Genomic DNA, 17,902 nt, shown 5'->3' on the forward strand with positions numbered 1-17,902 from the left:
GCGGCAGCCGCTGCCCACACTCGACCGCAGCCAGCTTGCGTCGGCAAGCGGGGTGGCGCGCGGAGCCTATGTCCTGTCGGATCCGCCGCAGGGCAAACCCGAAGTCATTCTGATCGGTACCGGCAGCGAGGTGAGCCTGTGCCTTCAAGCCGCCAAGGATCTCGCCACAGAAGGCATCAAGGTGCGGGTTGTTTCCATGCCGAGTTGGGAGCTTTTCGAGCTGCAGGATGAGACCTACCAAGCCGAAGTGCTGCCGCCAGAGATTGAAGCGCGCGTCTCCGTCGAGCAGGCCGCGACCATTGGCTGGGAGCGCTACGTCGGCAGGTACGGCGCGAAAATCGGCATGCATACCTTCGGTGCTTCTGCCCCGCTCAAGGCGCTGCTCAACAAGTTCGGCTTCACGCCCGACCGCGTGGCCGAAGCGGCACGCGAGCAGCTGGCGCGGGCGCATGAGGACACGCTCGTCGGAGCGAAGTAGCGCCCACGATGAACACCGAGTCGTCAGCTTCGTCGGTTGCCCAGTCAACAGCACAGGATCGGCAGGCTCCGCCGGCAACACTCGTCATTTTTGGCGCTGCCGGCGACCTGACGAAGCGCCTGGTCGTGCCCGCGCTGTACAACTTGGTGCGTGCACGCCGGCTTGCGGACGGCTTCTCCATCATAGGAGTCGATTCCGCCAGTCTTACCGCCGAGAGCTGGCGCAAGCAGCTCTCGGACATGATGGAGTTCTTCGTTCGTCACGGCGGCGACGAGTTTCATGCCAGCGAGATTGATCCAACGGACTGGAATTGGCTTGCGCAACGCATGTCCTATCTGCAAGGAGATTTCACCGATAGCGAGACCTATGGAAGGCTCGCGCATCTGCTCGCAAAGCGCGGTGGAGCCTCGGACAACGTTGGCAATGTGCTGTTCTACCTTGCGGTCGCAGAGAGATTCTTCGGACAGATCGTCGAGCAACTCGGACGCGCGGGCCTTACGCGCGAGTCGAATGGCGCGTGGCGTCGCGTAATCATTGAAAAGCCTTTCGGCCATGACCTCTCTTCGGCACGAGCGCTCAATGCGCAGATACTGAACGTCCTGACGGAAGACCAGATTTATCGGATCGATCACTTCCTGGGCAAGGAAACGGTCCAGAACATCCTGGTGCTGCGCTTTGCCAATGGGATATTCGAGCCGCAGTGGAATCGCAATGGTATCAGCCACGTCCAGATTACCGCGGCAGAGACTGTTGGCGTGGAGGCGCGCGGCCGGTTCTATGAAAAGACCGGCGCGCTGCGGGACATGGTGCCGAATCACTTGTTTCAGCTGCTCGCCATGATCGCGATGGAGCCGCCGGTCTCGTTCAATCCCGACGCCGTGCGCGCGAAGAAGACCGAGCTCTTCTCCGCGATTCGTCCGATCTCACCCGACGATGCCGTGCGTGGGCAATACAGCGCAGGCCGGGTGCGGGACCAGCCTGTGCGCGATTACCGGCGTGAGCCCGACGTCGAGCCTGATTCTCAGACGGAAACTTACGTGGCGCTCAAGGTCGGCATCGACAACTGGCGCTGGGCCGGTGTGCCGTTCTATCTGCGCACGGGAAAGTATCTCTCGACCCGTTGCACGGAAATCGCTCTGCATTTCCGCCAGGCGCCCTATGCCTTGTTCCGCGATACACCTGTCGAGCGGCTACCTCCGAACATCATGACGCTCAGGATCCAGCCCGCCGAGGGCTTGTATGTGAGCTTCAGTGCAAAGCGGCCCGGCCCCGAGATCGAGATCGACGGCGTGGCCATGGACTTCTGCTATAGCGACTATTTCGAGCCGCTGTCGAGCGTCGGCTATGAGACGCTGATCTACGATTGCTTCATCGGCGATGCGACGCTGTTTCAGCGTGCCGATACGGTCGAGGCAGCTTGGTGGGCCGTGCAGCCGGTCCTCGATGCCTGGGCAGCGCAGCCGCCGCGTGATTTTCCCAACTACGCGGCCGGCAGCCCCGGGCCGGAAGCAGCGGACCGGCTGCTTCAGCGCGATGGACATGCGTGGCGCCCGATCGGAGCCGGGCTACCGAGGAGAAACGTCGAATGAAGGAGGTTCGCAAGCTTTCGCTGCTGCTTGCCGATGTCGACGGCACCCTCGTTACGCACGACAAGATCCTCACCGAACGCGCGCAAAGGGCTGTGCATCGCATGCGCGAAGTCGGCATCCGCTTTGCGATCACCAGTGGCCGGCCTCCCAAGGGCATGGCCATGCTGATTGCGCCGCTTGCCATCGAAACGCCGATTGCCGGCTTCAACGGCGGTCTATGCGTGCATCCCGATCTTTCCATCATCGAGGAGCGCACGCTCGACTCTGATGTCGCAGCACAGACTGTCGCGCTAATGCACGATCATGGCCTGGACGTTTGGGTCTACGCCGGCAACGACTGGCTGGTACGTGATCCGAAGGTGCCACACGTCGATCGCGAGGCTTGGACCGTGAAGTTCCCGCCGAAGGTCGTGAAGGATTTTGGCAGCGCTCTGCAGCGGGCGGTGAAGATCGTCGGTGTCAGCGACGATCTGGAACTCGTCAAGCGCTGCGAAGCCGATGCCCAGCGGGCACTGGGCAGCCGCGCCAGTGCCGCGCGTTCGCAGCCTTATTACCTCGATGTGACACATCACGATGCCAACAAGGGTTTCGTCGCCGAGGTGCTGGCACGCTCGCTCCAAATTCCTTTCGCGGAGATCGCCACCATTGGCGATCAGCCCAACGACGTTCTGATGTTCAAGCGCTCCGGCCTCAGCATTGCCATGGGCAACTCGAGTGACGACGTGAAGCGTCAGGCTGACGCGGTCACGGACTCCTATGACAATGAAGGTTTCGCGAATGCCGTCGAGCGCTTCATCCTGGGCCGTGTAGCCCATGCGTGAGGTCACACTATGAAAGCGACGCAAAGGCTGCACGACCTCGGTCAGAGTCTCTGGCTCGATCACATCACTCGCGGCTTGCTCGCGAGCGGGACGCTGCAGCGTTACATCGACGAGCTATCAGTCACCGGACTCACGTCGAACCCCACCATCTTCGACCACGCCATGAAGAACAGCGCCGACTACGACGACAGCATCCGGCGCAAGGTGGAAGAGGGGAAAACGGGTGAGGCGCTCTTCTTCGATGTGGCGCTTGAGGACCTAGCAGAGGCTGCCGACCTGTTCCGGTCCATCCATGAGCACACCGATGGCGTGGATGGATGGGTATCGCTCGAGGTCTCTCCGCTGCTAGCTCACGACACCGACAAAACAATCTCCGTAGCGAAGGAGTTGCATGCCAAGGCTGCCCGACCGAATCTTCTGATCAAGATTCCTGGAACCAGGGAGGGGCTGCCGGCCATCGAGGAATCGATCTTCGCCGGCGTGCCTGTCAACGTTACCTTGCTGTTCTCGCGCGAACAGTACTTGGCTGCCGCAGAAGCTTATATGCGCGGCATCGAGCGGCGCATCCGGGCGGATCTCTCGCCCGATGTGGGATCGGTGGCTTCTGTCTTCGTGAGCCGCTGGGACGTGGCCGTGGCCGATCAGGTTCCCGACGAACTCAGAGACCGACTCGCCATCGCAGTCGCCAAACGCACCTACAAGACCTATCGCGAGTTGCTGGATTCATCGCGCTTGCAGCGTGCCGCGAATGCCGGCGCGCGTCCGCAGCGGCTGCTTTGGGCGAGCACCGGAACCAAGGACCCCAAGGCGTCAGACGTTATCTACATCAAGGCGCTCGCGGCTCCGTTCACCGTCAATACGATGCCCGAAGCCACGCTCCAGGCGCTGGCGGAACATGGTGAAGTCGGCGAGACGCTGCCGCCCGATGGCGGCGATTGCGAGGAGGTTCTGGCGCATTTCGGCAAGGCCGGGATCGACATCGACGCACTGGCCGTCCGGCTGCAGGAGGAGGGAGCGCAATCCTTCATCAAGTCGTGGAACGATTTGATGGACGTCATCAGCAACAAATGCGCAGCCCTCGCGAAAGCGAGCTGACGTCCGAGTCCAGGCCTATCAAGAGGGAATGGATCATGACAGCGAGCGCAGAGACACTGAAGAAAGAGACAGCGGCCAAAAATGCGGCATGGCAGGCTCTCATTCAGCACCAGAAGCAGATTGGAACCCTGCATTTGCGCACTCTCTTCGCCGAAGATGCGAAGCGCGGTGAACGGATGGCGGCGCAGGCTGCCGGCGTATTCCTCGACTACTCCAAGAACCGCATTACCGACGAGACGCTCCGCTTGCTGATCGACCTGGCGCAGCAGTGCGGCCTCAAGGATCGCATCGATGCAATGTTTCGTGGCGATCGCATCAACGCGACTGAAAACCGCTCTGTTCTACACGTAGCGCTGCGCGCACCAGGCGGCGGCTCGATTGTCGTGGACGGGCACAACGTCCTGTCGGATGTCCACGCTGTACTCGACAAGATGGCTCGCTTCGCTGAGCACGTGCGCAACGGTGAGTGGCAGGGACACACGGGGAAGCGCATTCGAAACGTGATCAATATCGGCATCGGTGGGTCGGACCTCGGTCCTGTCATGGCCTACGAGGCGCTCAAGTTCTACAGCGACCGGTCGATGACCTTCCGCTTCGTCTCCAACGTCGACGCAACGGATCTCGTCGAGGCGACGCGCGACCTCGATCCGGCCGAAACGCTCTTCATCGTCTCGTCGAAGACCTTCACGACGCTCGAGACGATGACCAACGCTCGCGACGCGCGCGAATGGATGCAGCTGGGCCTCGGCTCGGACGCGAAGGCTGTGGCCCGGCATTTCGTTGCAGTCTCGACCAATGCCGAGAAGGTTGCCGAATTCGGCATCGATACCGCCAACATGTTCGAATTCTGGGATTGGGTCGGCGGTCGCTATTCGATGGATTCGGCCATTGGTCTGTCGACGATGCTCGCCATCGGCCCGGAGAATTTCCGCGCCATGCTCGATGGCTTTCATGAGATGGACGAGCATTTCCGAACTGCGCCCTTCGAGCGGAACCTGCCGGTGCTCATGGGGCTCCTTGCCGTCTGGTACAACGACTTCTTCGGCTCGGAAACGGTTGCGGTGCTGCCCTATGAGCAGTACCTGAAGCGCTTTCCAGCCTATCTCCAGCAGCTCACGATGGAGAGCAATGGCAAGCACGTGAAGCTCGACGGCGCTCGCGTCGAGTACGCCACCGGCCCGATCTATTGGGGCGAGCCCGGGACCAACGGCCAGCACTCGTTCTATCAGCTCATCCATCAAGGCACGCGCCTCATCCCGTGCGACTTCATCGCGTTTGCCGACGCGCTCAATCCAGTCGGCCGGCACCATGACATGCTGCTGGCCAACGTGTTCGCGCAGGCAGAAGCGCTCGGCTTCGGCAAGACGCGAGAGCAGGTTGAGGCCGAGGGTACGCCCGAGTGGCTCGTGCCCCATCGCATCTGTGAAGGGAACCGCCCATCGAACATGATCCTGATGGATCGGCTGACGCCGGCGGCACTCGGCAAGCTCGTGGCGCTGTACGAGCACAATGTCTTCACGCAGGGTGTCATCTGGCACATCGACTCGTTCGACCAGTGGGGCGTCGAACTCGGCAAGGTCCTGGCGCAACGGATCATTCCCGAGCTCCAGAGCAAGGACGAACCCAGGCTTCATCACGACAGCTCGACGAACAATCTCATCCGCCGCTATCGCCAGATGAAAGGCATGCAACCGTGACGGAGACTGTTATGCAACTCGCGATCATTGGATTGGGCCGGATGGGAGGCAACATGGCGCGTCGCCTCATCAAGGGCGGGCACGAGTGTCTGGTGTTCGATAGGTCGCCGAAAGCGGTGCAGGACCTGACTCGCGACGGAGCGGTCGAAACAACTTCGCTTGCCGATCTGGCGAGCAAGCTCAACAAGCCGCGGGCCGTCTGGCTGATGGTCCCCGCTGCAGCAGTCGACGAGACGATTGCTGACCTCGTGCCTCATCTCGAGTCTGGCGACATCATCATCGACGGCGGGAATTCCTACTACGTCGACGACATCCGGCGCGCCGATGAGCTTGCTTCGCGAGGCATCGATTACGTCGATGTGGGAACGAGCGGCGGAGTGTGGGGGCTCGAGCGCGGCTACTGCATGATGATTGGTGGACCGCAGGAGGCGGTGCGTCGCCTCGATCCTGTCTTCAAGACGCTGGCGCCGGGCCGGGGAGAAATTTCTCGCACGCCGGGCCGGGAGAAGCTCGATGGGACCGCAGAGCTTGGCTATCTCCACTGCGGCCCGCACGGCGCCGGTCACTTCGTCAAGATGGTCCACAACGGAATCGAGTACGGGATCATGGCAGCCTATGCCGAGGGCCTGGACGTTCTGCAGCAGGCGAATGTCGGGAAGCGGCAGCATGCAGTCGATGCAGAAACAAGTCCGCTCCGCGACCCGAAGCTGTACCAGTACGACTTCAATCTGCGCGATGTTGCAGAAGTGTGGCGACGCGGCAGCGTCATCGCCTCCTGGCTCCTCGATCTGACCGCAGCAGCCTTGGTTCAGGATCAGGGCCTGTCGAAATTCGCAGGGCGAGTTTCGGATTCGGGCGAAGGGCGATGGACGATCAAAGCGGCCATCGATGAGGCCGTCCCAGTGCCTGTTCTGTCGACGGCCCTCTACGAGCGCTTCAGCTCACGAGGGGAAGCGGAGTTCCAGGACAAGGTGCTCTCGGCTATGCGCTTTCACTTCGGCGGACATGTCGAGAAGCGGGCGGGGTGATGGCGCAGCGATTGCTCGCGACAACATATTTGGAGGCGCGTCGAACCAGTTCGGAGCACGCACGTTATTGCTCCGTGCATGAGAGTTCTGTCGCGCGCTTGCCGTGCGGGTGCGACCGAAGATGAGCAGCTTGTCGAAGGCCCGAGTTGAAGTCCTTGCCGATGCCGAGGCGCTGGCGCATCACGTCGCGGATTGGCTGACAACGACAGCCTCCGCAAAGAGCGGGTCGTTTTCGCTGGCTCTGTCTGGCGGGTCGACTCCGCGGCGGCTCTATCAGCTTCTGGCTAGTGCGCCCTATCGTGAACGCTTTCCATGGGCGCGCACCCACTTCTTCTGGGGGGATGAACGGTTCGTGCCGCCGGACCATCCGCAAAGCAACTACCGCATGGTCCGAGAGGCTTTGCTTGCACACGTCCCGGTGCCGTCAGGAAACATTCACCCGGTGCCAACTGAGGGCCTCACGCCTGAGGCGTCGGCTGTTTCGTACGAGGAAGCGCTGAAAAGCTTTTACGGCTCGTCGACACTCAGCCAGGAACAGCCTCTTTTCGATGTCACTTTCCTGGGCATCGGTCCTGAAGGGCACATCGCGTCGCTGTTTCCTGATAGCGCGATGCTCGAGGAGCGCACACGATGGGTGGGTGCGGTGATCGGCGTTAAGCCCGAGCCGCGCATCACGCTGACGTATCCGGCACTCGAAAGCAGTGGGGAGGTTGCATTCCTCATCGCTGGCGCCGAGAAGGGACCCATCCTGAAGAGACTATTCGCGGGAGACCAGGACCTGCCCGCTGCGAGACTGCATCCCGTCACGGGCCCGGCGCGGTTCTTTCTGGACCGCGCCGCGGCTGGCTCGGTTCAATGAGCGCGCGCAACGAGCCGAGGAAGCAACATCGTCGGGTACCCTCCGGCCGCGCAGAAGTGCGCACGCTCGGCATCGACATTGGCGGCACAGGACTCAAGGCGTCGGTTCTCGACTCCTCCGGCCGAATGGTCGTGGAACGAGTCCGTGTATCGACCCCAGATCCCTGCCCACCGAAGACGCTGCTCGATGCGCTGGCAGAGCTCGCCGCTTCGCTGCCGGCCTTCGACCGGATCTCGGTCGGGTTTCCAGGCGTCGTTCGCGACGGTCGTGTGATCACTGCGCCGCACTTCCCCACCAAGCCATGGCGGGACTACCCACTCGAATTCGCAATCGCAGAGCGCTTTGACCGACCCGTCCGTCTGCTCAACGATGCAGAGGTGCAAGCGCTCGGTATCGTCACCGGTAACGGGCTGGAAGTCGTACTCACGCTTGGAACCGGGATCGGCAGTGCCGTCTTACGCGATGGCTGGCTGGCCCCCCACCTCGAGTTGGCGCAACATCCGCTCCTCGCCGGCAAGACCTACAAGGAGTACGTCGGTAAGGAGGCGCTCAATCGACACGGCAGCAAGAAATGGAACATGCGCGTGCTCGAGATGATCGGCGTCGTCGAGAGTCTGTTTCACTACGACGTGCTCTATTTGGGTGGCGGCAACGTCCACCACCTCGAAGTCGAGTTGCCGAGAAATGTCCGCACCGCTTCCAATGACACGGGCATTACAGGCGGCATCTATCTTTGGGACGAGGGTGTGTGGGAGAGCATTCGCGGGTCTCATAAGTGTTGGACGCGGCCGCGCGCGCCGACCGTGACCGAACCGGCCAGCAAGTCGTCCCGACCGGCGAACACGCAACACTGATCGGCTATCGTGGCGCAGATCCGAGGGCTCCTGCGGCCAGCGCGAGTGTGGCGGCCGCGGAAAGAGCGGCGCTGTGTGCATCCGTCGAAGCGTTTATTGCCTGCAGCAGTTGAGTGTGAGCGAGCGTAACGTCCGTAATCGATCCGACGTCGCTTCGATAGGCTCCGAGGGCTGCGTCGAAAGTCGTCTGTGCTGCTGAAACGAGCGAAGAGGATGCGTCATGGGCCGCGAGGCTGGTGCGCAGCGCGTTCTCGGCGGCCACGATCTGGCGCACAGCTTCCTCCTTCGTGTGAGCGAGCGCGAGTGCAGCGCTGTCGGTTCTCGCTTGTGCCTGTCTGAGAGCGGCCACTCGCGTGCCGGCATCGTAAAGCGGAATCGTGAACCCGGCGAAGAGAGTGAAGTTACGCACATTCTCGGAGACGTTGACGGTCGCTGCCTGCTGGCCGATTCCTGGAACGGCTGTGACCTGCAGATTTCCCTGGTTGTAAGCGGCCGAGCCCGCCAGAAAGAATTTCGGTAGGAACTCCGCCTTCGCCGCGCGCGCACTCTCCGCGCTCGCCACTTGCATGGCATATGCCGTCAGCACGTCCGGACGGCGGCCGAGTGCCTCTGCGACGATCTGCTCAATCGAAGCCCTCGCGGCTACCGGAAGCTTACGATCCGAAGTATCGGCGATCCGGATCTGCGTCAGCGGTGAAATGCCCATCGCGGTGAGCAGTGAAAGATAAGCGTCGCGCGCTGCGCCGTCGGCCTGAACCTGGAGCAATTGCGCCTGTGCCGTGGCCTGGCGGGCTTGTGCGACTTCGACCACGGTGCCAATGCCATTGGCATAGCGCTCTTCTGCGGCGGTCTGGACGTCGCGCGCGTTTTTCAGAGATTGCGCTGCCGTAGTTACACGTGCTCGCGCGGCACCGTGAGCATAGAACGCAAGGCTCACGTCATAGATCACTTGCTGATGGACGGCGGTGAACGCGATGTTCGAGATGATGGAGGCTTGCTTCGCCACATTGTTGAGCGCCTTGCGTTGCCCGAAATCGAACAGCAGCCATTGCAGTGCCAGGGTCGAGATCGTGCCATCGAACGTGTTGCGGTCGAGCCTCTGATAGACGAGGACGGCGCTGGCTGTGAGGTTGGGAAGATACGCGCTGCGCGCGATTCCTGCGGCGAGTGCAGCTTCGCGGGCGCGGTTCCACGCCGTGCGAGTCAGGGGATTACTGGTTTGGGCGATGTCGATCAGCTCGGGCAACGTGTAAGGCCGGTCATGGTCGAGATCCGGCGGCGGCGCTGGGATGGTTGCAAGATTGGAATTGACCGGCAACTCGTATGTCGCTTCGCCAACTGGTGTTGGCAACGGTTTTGCTCCAGGAATGATTTCACCTGTGGCGCCAACCTCAGGTGACCAGGGTTGATCTGGGCGAGCCGGCGCCATGTCGAGCGCGGACGTCGCGCATCCTGCAAGCAGGACCGCTTCGAGCGTGAGCGCGAGTGCGCCACTACGTCGGTGCATGGCCGGTTACCACCGTCGCGCCCGCCGGTTGCTGCATCAACACTGCGTCCAGCTTGCGAAGATGTGTATCGATCAGACCGGCAAGCGGATGAGGCGGGAGCGGTGTGCTCATGGCGCTTGCGCCATCGGCTAGACCCTCGAGTCGACGGGCAACATCGCCTGCGAACGCTGCATCCTCATTCGGGGGGGCGCGGCTGCTCAATACGAGCAGCGGGGCGGCGAGTGCATCAATCTCGGCTGCGGCCTGCCGGCGGGCCTGTAGCCAGCCTTCAGTCGGACGAATCGAAGCCGGTTCGTACCTGGCGATCTGGAGATCACCTTCGATCGTTTCTAGCACCGCCTGTGCTTTTACCGCGAGCGCACCTCTCGCGACGGAGCTCACCGCCTTGGACATCGCGCTCAGATGTCGTAAGACGTCGGTAATTGCGGCGTCGACGCGCGGTCCCACACTGACCGGCCAGAGTCTGGTGAAAACAAAATAGACGACGAGATTCCCGATGAGAACGCCGATGATGCGGTCGCGTGCGACCGTGAGATCAAACGCGGGCGCAGGGCCCTGGATCACACAGAGGAAGAACGCGAAGGCAACCTGAAATCCAGCGTACGAGATGCGCGGGCTGCCGGCGGCAATCCATGCAGAGGCCAGCGCGCCCACGAAAACGACGGCGAGCAGCTCCTGGATGGATGTCAGCGATGGCAGCAGAAAAACGATCGCTGCAAGTCCGGCAGCGGCGCCGACCAGACATCCTAGTATTCGCAGCGTCAGCTTTTCGATGGTTTCCCCGGCGGTCGCGAGCGAGACGATGTAACAGGTGATGAAGCAGGTATGGATTCCCGGCCAATCGAGCAGTGAGTACAGCACGTAGCAGAAAATGGCTGCCGCGGTGGTCTTGAGCGCGTACTGAACATGATTTGGGTTGGTGAAGGCATCGGGCAGCAGGAACCCGCCGCCTCGTTTCTTTGCCTGTGCCGACTGCGCATCGCGCTGCTCGGCAGAAGGGGGCTCGGCAAAATGTTCCAATAGATGTTTTATATTCGACCAGATCCCGGCGGACCGCACCGACAGGGAAGCATCGGGGCCTGGATCGTCGATCGCGATGTCGATCGGATATGAGCCGCGCAACAGGATCGCCGACATCTCCTCCAGCGTCGTTGCCACGCGTGTACGCAGTGCATCGGGCAGCTTGTCCGCAGGAAAACGGTGCGCTGCCTCGACCCACAACATGAACTCCGCCGTGGAGCGGGTCGCCTGCTTAAGAGCCGCGAGGTCGCTGGCTTGGGCGGTGCGCTCCATCCCGGCAAGTTTCAGCCAGCCGTGAATTTCGTCCACGCCCTCGCGTATGGATTCCATGAACGCGCGACGAATCGCCTCATCAGGTGCTCGCAGCATCTCAGCCGTCAATCGCAATCGCCTGGCGATGGCACGCTCCGCGAGCAGGCGGGGCGGGGGGGCGAACAGAAAGTTGACGACGATAGACACGCCTGCCGGAGTGCTCACAAAGAGCCAGGCATACAGCAGCCCGCGGGTGGCAAGTTCGCCACCGTGAACCGTCCCGAGCACGTCGAGTCCATACGCGATGATCATCGCGATGATGGCACCGAGCGGACGGAGCTTGCTTGCCGAGGCAAGGAAAAGGAAGGCAACCGAGATCACCGTCATGGCGATGAGGCGCCACAGCGGCGCATCGACGACGACCATGGCGACGAGCGTAGTGAAGCCGATGATCAGCGAGATCAGCATCAGAAAGGCGGTGTCCACCAACAGACTTTCTGTGCGATCAGGCTTGTTCAGAAAGAATGCGACGTACACCGACAGGGCTGCGCTGGGAGTCTCGTAGATTTCGACGATCAGTGCCGTCAGTGTGCAGATCAACGCCAATCGGGCGGCATACTGCAGCCGGCCCGGAACTGGGCTCAGCAGCTGCCCGAGCCGCGCAATGAAGCTCGCTCGTCCATCGCTGAGCCTGCCGACAGAGCGGTCGTGTGATTGCGTGCGTGAATGCTTCATTCCCGAGAGATCACTTGCATGCGGCGCCATGCTTGACCTCGACCACTGCGCTCGCGCCGAGCCTCATCAATTGTTGCGGGGGATTCTCGAGCCGAATGCGCACCGGAAAGCGCTGCTCCACCCGCACCCAATTCAATGACCGCTGTACGTACGGCACGGAGCGGGGCAGATTGATGCGCTCCTCATCGATCACACCCCATCCGATGCCTTCTACGATGCCCTCGATGGGCTGCTGGCGATCGATCATCGAGTAGGCGGTCACGCAGTCGCCGACAGCGATCTGTTGCAAGACGGTTTCGCGAAAGTTGCCGACCGCGTACCAGATCGTGCTGTTGACGAGCGTGAACAGGGATTGCGATGGGATCACCATCTCACCAGACAACACCTTCAGGCCGACCACACGCCCAGGATGTGGCGCTCGTACAGTCGTGTCCTCGAGCGCACGCCGCGCAATGGCGAGTGCAGCCTGGCGCGCGCGGATGGCGGCTTCTGCTCCCTCTTCGGTTCCAACTGCACGAAGCGCTGCTGCCTGCTGCTCTTGTGCCTGGCGTAGCGAGGTCATCGAGTCGCGGTGCGTGACCTCCGCCTGATCGAGTGCTTGCTTCGGCACGTAACCTCGGCTCGCAAGTGGCCTCAGACGCTCGACCGTACGCGCGGAGAGCGCGCTGTTCGCCTGCGCACGCCGGGCCTGATCGCCGGCGATCGACACGTTGGATTGCTCCGTCGATAGCACTCGCCGACGAGTTTCCAGCTCGGCCTCGGCGATCGCCAGATCCGCTTCCGCCTGTGCCACGGCGAGACGATAGGGCAGCGGATCGATCTGGAAGAGCAGATCGCCCTGCGCCACCTCTTCATTCTCGGCGACCGCCAGCTCGATGATTCGGCCGCCAACGGCAGGCGCAACATGCACGATGTCCGCGTCGATCGTCGCATCATCCGTCGACGGGTGAATTACCGTGCGGTGCCAGGCGTAGACGCCCGCTGCGATGGCGATCACAGCGAACGCGAGCGCTATCAGCTTGCCGCGAGTCGTACGCTGTTGGGTAGCCGCGGCTTTCATCTTGCGAACCAGATCAGCCAGACCAGAATGGAAATCGTCACGCCAACGGACACGCAGGTCAGAAGCTGGAACGGAATAACTTCAGCGAGTCCCGTCGCCACCATCACGACGCGGGCCGCGCCAGCAGCGAGGATGCCGAGCGCTGCAACCAGCATCCAGTCCGGGAAATAGGCACCAAACAGCGCAAAGGAGGGTGCGCCTTGCAGTGCGCAAGCGCTCAGTCCAGTCGAAATTAGAGCGATCAGCAGGACTTCGGCAGATCTTCGCCGCAACGCTCTGCGACATAAATTCTCCGCTGTCGTCGTAGAAATCCGCGTCGCTGTCATCTTTCCTCCGCAGTCATGTCGGAGGCGGGGTTGCTCGTTGCGGCTGTTGTTTCAACGCGCCAGGGCGTGTCTTACGCCGACGAGCTCGGCGAGTCGATCCAGACATTCCTCAGCTGTCGAAGCCAGCGGTCGAGAGGCGCCTGTCGAGATCGTAGGCCGCGCTGATCAGCGCCAGATGGGTGAAAGCCTGCGGAAAGTTGCCGAGATGCTGAGCGCGTGGGCCGAGCTCTTCTCCGTACAGCCCCACATGGTTTGCGTAACCGAGCATCTTCTCGAAGAAGAATCGCGCCTTACGCAGATCTCCCATGCGCGAAAGGCATTCGACATACCAGAACGAGCACATGGAGAACGTGCCTTCCTGTCCGGTGAGGCCGTCCGAGAATGCCTCGCTCGAACGATAACGGTAAACGAGCGAGTCGCTCACCAGCTCCTGCTCGATCCCGCGCAGCGTCGCGATCCAGCGCGGATCCGTCGGGGAGATGAATCTCACCAGCGGCATGAGCAGGGCGGCAGCATCGAATGTGGCAGCGTCCGGATGCTGGACGAAGCCACCGCGTGCCGCGCTCCAGAAGCGCTCGTACACATCCATATAGATGGCGTCCCGTGCTTCGTACCAGCGCGGCAGCGGAGCTGGAAAGGAACGTCTCGTGGCCAGGCGAATGGCTCGATCGATCGCGACCCAGCACATGACCCTCGAATAGAGGAACTCCCGACGTCCGCCGCGCACCTCCCAGATGCTCTCGTCCTTCTGCCGCCAGTTGGCGCAGACCCAGTCGACGAGCCGCACCACGTTCACCCACCCGTCGTGAGGAATGGGCGAGCCGTACTTATCGTACAGGTAGAGCGAGTCCATCAGCTCACCGTAGATATCCAACTGAAGGTGCACGTTGGCGGCATTGCCGATGCTCACCGGACGTGAGCCCATGTAGCCCTCCAAGTGCTGCAACGGTTCCTCGCGTGGCGCGCGGCTGCCGTCGAGTGAGTACATGATCTGGAGCGAGCCGTCCGGTTCCAACTCTTCGCTGCGCGCCATCATCCAGCGCATGAACGCCGCGGCCTCCGTCGTAAAGCCGAGCCGCATCATTCCATACAAGGTGAAAGACGAATCGCGGATCCAGCAGTAGCGGTAATCCCAGTTGCGCACACCACCGATGTGCTCGGGCAGCCCGAAGGTGGGTGCAGCCACGATCGAGCCGTGCTCTCTCGAGGTAAGCAGCTTGAGGGCAAGTGCCGAACGATTCACCGTCTCGCGCCAGCGGTTCTTGTAGGTGCTGCGGCTGATCCAGCGGCGCCAGAAATTTACGGTTTGCTTGAACGCTTCACTGACGTAGTCCGGATGGCCGCAGGGTGACTCGTCCTGCGCTCCGACCACCTCCAGCACGAACCAGGCAGACTGTTCGGCCCCGAGCGTGAATCGGCACAGCGCCGCCCCGTTCTCGACGTGCATGGGTACGGACGAGCGGAGCCGCAAGACGAGTTCTCGACTGGCCGAACTGCCTATGAACAACACTTCCCGGTCGCCGCGCGGCACGACGGAATGAATGGCGCGTGCGTAATCGAAGCGTGGATCGCAGTGCATGTCGAAACAAACCTCGCCGCGGATCGTCTTGGCGCGACGTACCACATTGTGTGCGACGCCAGCGTCCTCCACCGGCATGAAGTCGGAGATCTCTGCGACGCCGCTGTCGGACAAGAACCGGGTCAGCAGCACGTTGGTGTCCGGCAGGTAGAGCTGCCGGGTTACTGCGTCGTCCAGGTGTGGTGCGATCTGGAAGCAACCGCCGCGCTCGGCGTCGAGCAGAGCGGCAAAGACAGACGGTGAGTCAAAGGAGGGCAGGCACAGATAGTCGATCGAACCGTTCTTTGCCACGAGCGCGACTGTGTGAAGGTCGCCGATGATGCCGTGATCTTCGATGGGGGCATAACGTTGCGCTGGCATACGCGACCTCATCGTGCGGTGATTTCCAGAGCATGTAGGAAACTTGGGAGCGTGTGCGCCGGTGAGGATGCAGCGCCCGAAAAGTGGCGCCTGTTCCTTTATCAGCGCCCACGCGCATCATAGCTCCGTCAACGGTGACAACGCTGCGAGGGGTGTATGGCGATGAGTCATGCGCGATAAATTGCGCTCGTCCCAGCGTCCCGAGCGCGACGGTTTAGCACGATGACCGCTGTCACGATCCTCCCTTCGAGCGCTTCCGAGAACCGTCCGCAGCTGGATGAACGACCCGGTTATCTCACCGTCGTTGTGTTTCTCACCGCATTGGCAGGTGGGCTGGCGTTCGCTGCCTACAGCCTGACGCGCGATGTCGTACAGTCTGGCGTTCAAACGACGACCTATCTGCCCTTCGTTCTACTCGGGATCTCACTGCTCATCGCGCTGGGTTTCGAGTTCGTCAATGGGTTTCACGACACCGCCAACGCGGTAGCGACCGTTATCTACACGCATTCGCTGACACCGAACTTCGCTGTCATGTGGTCGGGCGCATTCAGTTTTCTGGGCGTGCTTGTTTCCAGCGGCTGGAGTTTCTGCTCAGCAGCGATCGCATCGACGGCCTCGAATAGCCCAGCATCGCCGGTGACGTTAGCAAGTGGCCAGGTGGAGCAGATCTCGTGCTCAAGCCGGATAGGGCTCAAGAAGTAAATCTGGAAGTCACTCGATTTATTGTCAATCACCTAGGCCGCCAACCCCAAAGTTCCCCCGCATCGTTCGGTTCCTAGGAGGGCCGCGCACACCGCGCGAAAGTCAGGGAAGTACAGAAAGCAGAGGCAGTTGCTCGCGGGACGGAGTGCGAGAACGAAGTCACGGCAAATCGCGCCGATGCTTTCGCTGAGGAGCGCGCGCTCATTGCCGCGGCTGCCCCGCGCATCGGCGCGTCGTCTTACAAGGATGAAGGGCGCAATTTGAGGGTGAGGGACCGAATTGAAGGCGATCAATGAAGGTACAACTCCAGAAAAAACGTAGACGACGAGGCGCAGATCGTCCCCTGATCCGATCGGGCCTCTGCGACTGCAGCGGTGCCCAGAGGCCGGGGGCACCTCATTAATTTGCCAATCAGTGGCGAGATTGGCGGATATGCGAAGAATTGCATAGATATGCGAGAACAAGCATAATGAGCACATTGAAGGCAGCTGTCTGGATGGGTAGCAGCAAAAATGACCTGATTGCCTTTCCCGCGGATGCAAGGCGGGAAGCGGGTTATCAGCTCGAAAGCGTGCAGCGTGGTGAAGAACCGCAGGATTGGAAACCGATGCCGAGTGTCGGACCAGGCGTGCGTGAAATTCGTATCCGGGAACCGTCGGGCGCATTCCGCGTCATGTATCTAGCTACGCGCCCTGAAGCGATCTACGTCCTGCACTGCTTCCAGAAGAAAAGCCAGCAGACGAGCCGCCAGGACTTGGCTTTGGCAAAGGCTCGATTGAAGGCGGTGTCGACCGCAACTTGAGGAGTTTCGATGAAAGCGAAGAAGCGCTCTACGCCGAATGAACATGGCCCGAAGGCCAAGACGCCAGCAGGCCGCAGCGTGTTTCGCGATCTGTTTCCCGCCGAAGAGGCGGCGGAACTTGAGATCCGTTCTACTCTGCTGCGAGGGCTGGAACACTGGCTCGCGAGCAGCGGCATGACTCAAGCGAAGGCCGCTGAGGTGTTGGGCATCACCCAGGCGCGGGTGTCGGACATCAAGCGCGGCAAGATTAATCAGTTCAGCCTGGACTTGTTGATTCGTTTAGCAGCAAGAGCCGGGCTGCAGCCCAAGCTACGGCTGGCCGCGTAACAGGTCGGTTTCTCGCATTGAGCGCGGAGCCTTGCCGCAGCCAGGCCAAGAAGTCCTTCCAAGGGAGAGGGTCGCATTCCCTGCGCAAAGTCCACGAACTGAATCGCCAGTAGCTTGCCTCGCTGCTTTTTTCGTTTCGTCAACCCCTCCGATCCGATCAGCTTCGCAACCGGCTTCGAAAATAAAGAATTCGAAGGGCTTGACGGCCAGAAAGGAGACAGTAAGATGCGCCCCCTTCGCAGCGGGCGCCGCATGAAAGGCGGGCTGCGAAGAAGCTGATTCGACTGTTCGGCAACGCTTCGAGAATAAAAAATTCGAAGGGCTTGACGACCAAGCTTAAAGCTCCGCTTCTGCCTGGCACGAAAGTGCAGCGGCAGGCACCGAAAGCCACAGCGCACCGGTGATGCTCTTTAAAAACTGAAACAGATAATTTGTGTGGGGACTCGCGTCGGTTCGTTGGCGAAGCCAACTTCGACGATGAGTTACCAAATTAGCCAGTAGAGCTTGTTTGGATAATCTCTTCGTTCAACTTGATAGGTCTCAAAGCCTTTAAGTGAAGAGTTTGATCCTGGCTCAGATTGAACGCTGGCGGCGTGCCTAACACATGCAAGTCGAGCGGTAGCAGGTGTAGCAATACATGCTGACGAGCGGCGGACGGGTGAGTAACGCTTGGGAATCTGCCTGTTAGTGGGGGACAACCCGGGGAAACTCGGGCTAATACCGCATACGCACTACGGTGGAAAGCCGGGGACCGCAAGGCCTGGCGCTAACAGATGAGCCCAAGTCGGATTAGCTAGTTGGTAGGGTAAT

15 protein-coding genes, 1 rRNA gene and 1 pseudogene are annotated in these 17,902 nt (G+C 61.3%); 12 read left to right on the plus strand and 5 right to left on the minus strand.

Annotated features, from left to right (window positions below; translation table 11 throughout):
• The 8 genes from D0550_RS32930 to D0550_RS32965 form a co-directional block, all read left to right on the plus strand.
• A partial coding sequence (locus D0550_RS32930; RefSeq protein WP_275129309.1) for a transketolase-like TK C-terminal-containing protein occupies positions 1-478 on the plus strand: 478 nt, incomplete at its 5' end.
• An 8-nt stretch (positions 479-486) separates the two neighbouring features.
• On the plus strand, positions 487-2,067 hold the full coding sequence (gene zwf, locus D0550_RS32935; RefSeq protein WP_116813427.1) for a glucose-6-phosphate dehydrogenase: 1,581 nt from the start codon (positions 487-489) through the stop codon (positions 2,065-2,067).
• Positions 2,064-2,888 carry a Cof-type HAD-IIB family hydrolase gene (locus tag D0550_RS32940; RefSeq protein WP_116813428.1) on the plus strand — a complete coding sequence of 275 codons (825 nt, stop codon included), beginning with the start codon at positions 2,064-2,066 and terminating at the stop codon, positions 2,886-2,888. Before zwf ends, D0550_RS32940 begins: the two co-directional genes overlap by 4 nt.
• A gap of 9 nt (positions 2,889-2,897) precedes the next feature.
• Entirely contained in the window at positions 2,898-3,983 is a 1,086-nt protein-coding gene (tal, locus tag D0550_RS32945) for a transaldolase (protein WP_116813429.1), read from the plus strand.
• A 35-nt stretch (positions 3,984-4,018) separates the two neighbouring features.
• Positions 4,019-5,680, plus strand: coding sequence for a glucose-6-phosphate isomerase (gene pgi / locus D0550_RS32950; protein ID WP_116813439.1), 1,662 nt, complete (start codon positions 4,019-4,021; stop codon positions 5,678-5,680).
• Positions 5,681-5,691: 11 nt separating this feature from the next.
• Complete coding sequence (gene gnd, locus D0550_RS32955; protein ID WP_116813430.1) at positions 5,692-6,708, plus strand: phosphogluconate dehydrogenase (NAD(+)-dependent, decarboxylating); 1,017 nt, start codon at positions 5,692-5,694, stop codon at positions 6,706-6,708.
• A 121-nt stretch (positions 6,709-6,829) separates the two neighbouring features.
• Positions 6,830-7,567: a 6-phosphogluconolactonase gene (pgl, locus tag D0550_RS32960; protein ID WP_116813440.1), complete on the plus strand. Its 738-nt coding sequence runs from the start codon at positions 6,830-6,832 to the stop codon at positions 7,565-7,567.
• Positions 7,564-8,421 (plus strand): ROK family protein, encoded by an 858-nt coding sequence (locus D0550_RS32965; RefSeq protein ID WP_116813431.1) that lies wholly within the window; start codon positions 7,564-7,566, stop codon positions 8,419-8,421. The genes pgl and D0550_RS32965 overlap by 4 nt, the downstream gene beginning before the upstream one ends.
• A gap of 4 nt (positions 8,422-8,425) precedes the next feature.
• Here the strand turns inward: D0550_RS32965 and D0550_RS32970 are convergent, their stop codons facing one another.
• The 5 genes from D0550_RS32970 to D0550_RS32990 all read right to left on the minus strand — a co-directional run bounded on the left by D0550_RS32970 (position 8,426) and on the right by D0550_RS32990 (position 15,261).
• A complete protein-coding gene (locus D0550_RS32970; RefSeq protein WP_116813432.1) occupies positions 8,426-9,928 on the minus strand; it encodes a TolC family protein in 1,503 nt (500 codons plus the stop codon).
• On the minus strand, positions 9,915-11,966 hold the full coding sequence (locus D0550_RS32975) for an FUSC family protein (protein WP_206606696.1): 2,052 nt from the start codon (positions 11,964-11,966) through the stop codon (positions 9,915-9,917). Before D0550_RS32975 ends, D0550_RS32970 begins: the two co-directional genes overlap by 14 nt.
• Entirely contained in the window at positions 11,947-12,996 is a 1,050-nt protein-coding gene (gene mdtN / locus D0550_RS32980; RefSeq protein ID WP_116813434.1) for a multidrug transporter subunit MdtN, read from the minus strand. Before mdtN ends, D0550_RS32975 begins: the two co-directional genes overlap by 20 nt.
• Positions 12,993-13,268: a YtcA family lipoprotein gene (locus D0550_RS32985; RefSeq protein ID WP_206606697.1), complete on the minus strand. Its 276-nt coding sequence runs from the start codon at positions 13,266-13,268 to the stop codon at positions 12,993-12,995. The genes mdtN and D0550_RS32985 overlap by 4 nt, the downstream gene beginning before the upstream one ends.
• 163 nt (positions 13,269-13,431) lie before the next feature.
• Positions 13,432-15,261: a glycoside hydrolase family 15 protein gene (locus D0550_RS32990; protein WP_116813436.1), complete on the minus strand. Its 1,830-nt coding sequence runs from the start codon at positions 15,259-15,261 to the stop codon at positions 13,432-13,434.
• Positions 15,262-15,483: 222 nt separating this feature from the next.
• Between D0550_RS32990 and D0550_RS32995 the strand changes: the two are divergent.
• The 4 genes and pseudogenes from D0550_RS32995 to D0550_RS33010 all read left to right on the plus strand — a co-directional run.
• Positions 15,484-15,840, plus strand: a pseudogene (locus D0550_RS32995) (inorganic phosphate transporter); the annotation flags it as partial.
• A gap of 592 nt (positions 15,841-16,432) precedes the next feature.
• Positions 16,433-16,765 carry a type II toxin-antitoxin system RelE/ParE family toxin gene (locus tag D0550_RS33000; protein ID WP_206606698.1) on the plus strand — a complete coding sequence of 111 codons (333 nt, stop codon included), beginning with the start codon at positions 16,433-16,435 and terminating at the stop codon, positions 16,763-16,765.
• Between the two features lie 9 nt (positions 16,766-16,774).
• A complete protein-coding gene (locus D0550_RS33005; RefSeq protein WP_116813438.1) occupies positions 16,775-17,092 on the plus strand; it encodes a helix-turn-helix domain-containing protein in 318 nt (105 codons plus the stop codon).
• A gap of 550 nt (positions 17,093-17,642) precedes the next feature.
• A 16S ribosomal RNA gene (locus D0550_RS33010) occupies positions 17,643-17,902 on the plus strand; the annotation flags it as partial.

This window comes from Steroidobacter cummioxidans, assembly GCF_003104955.1.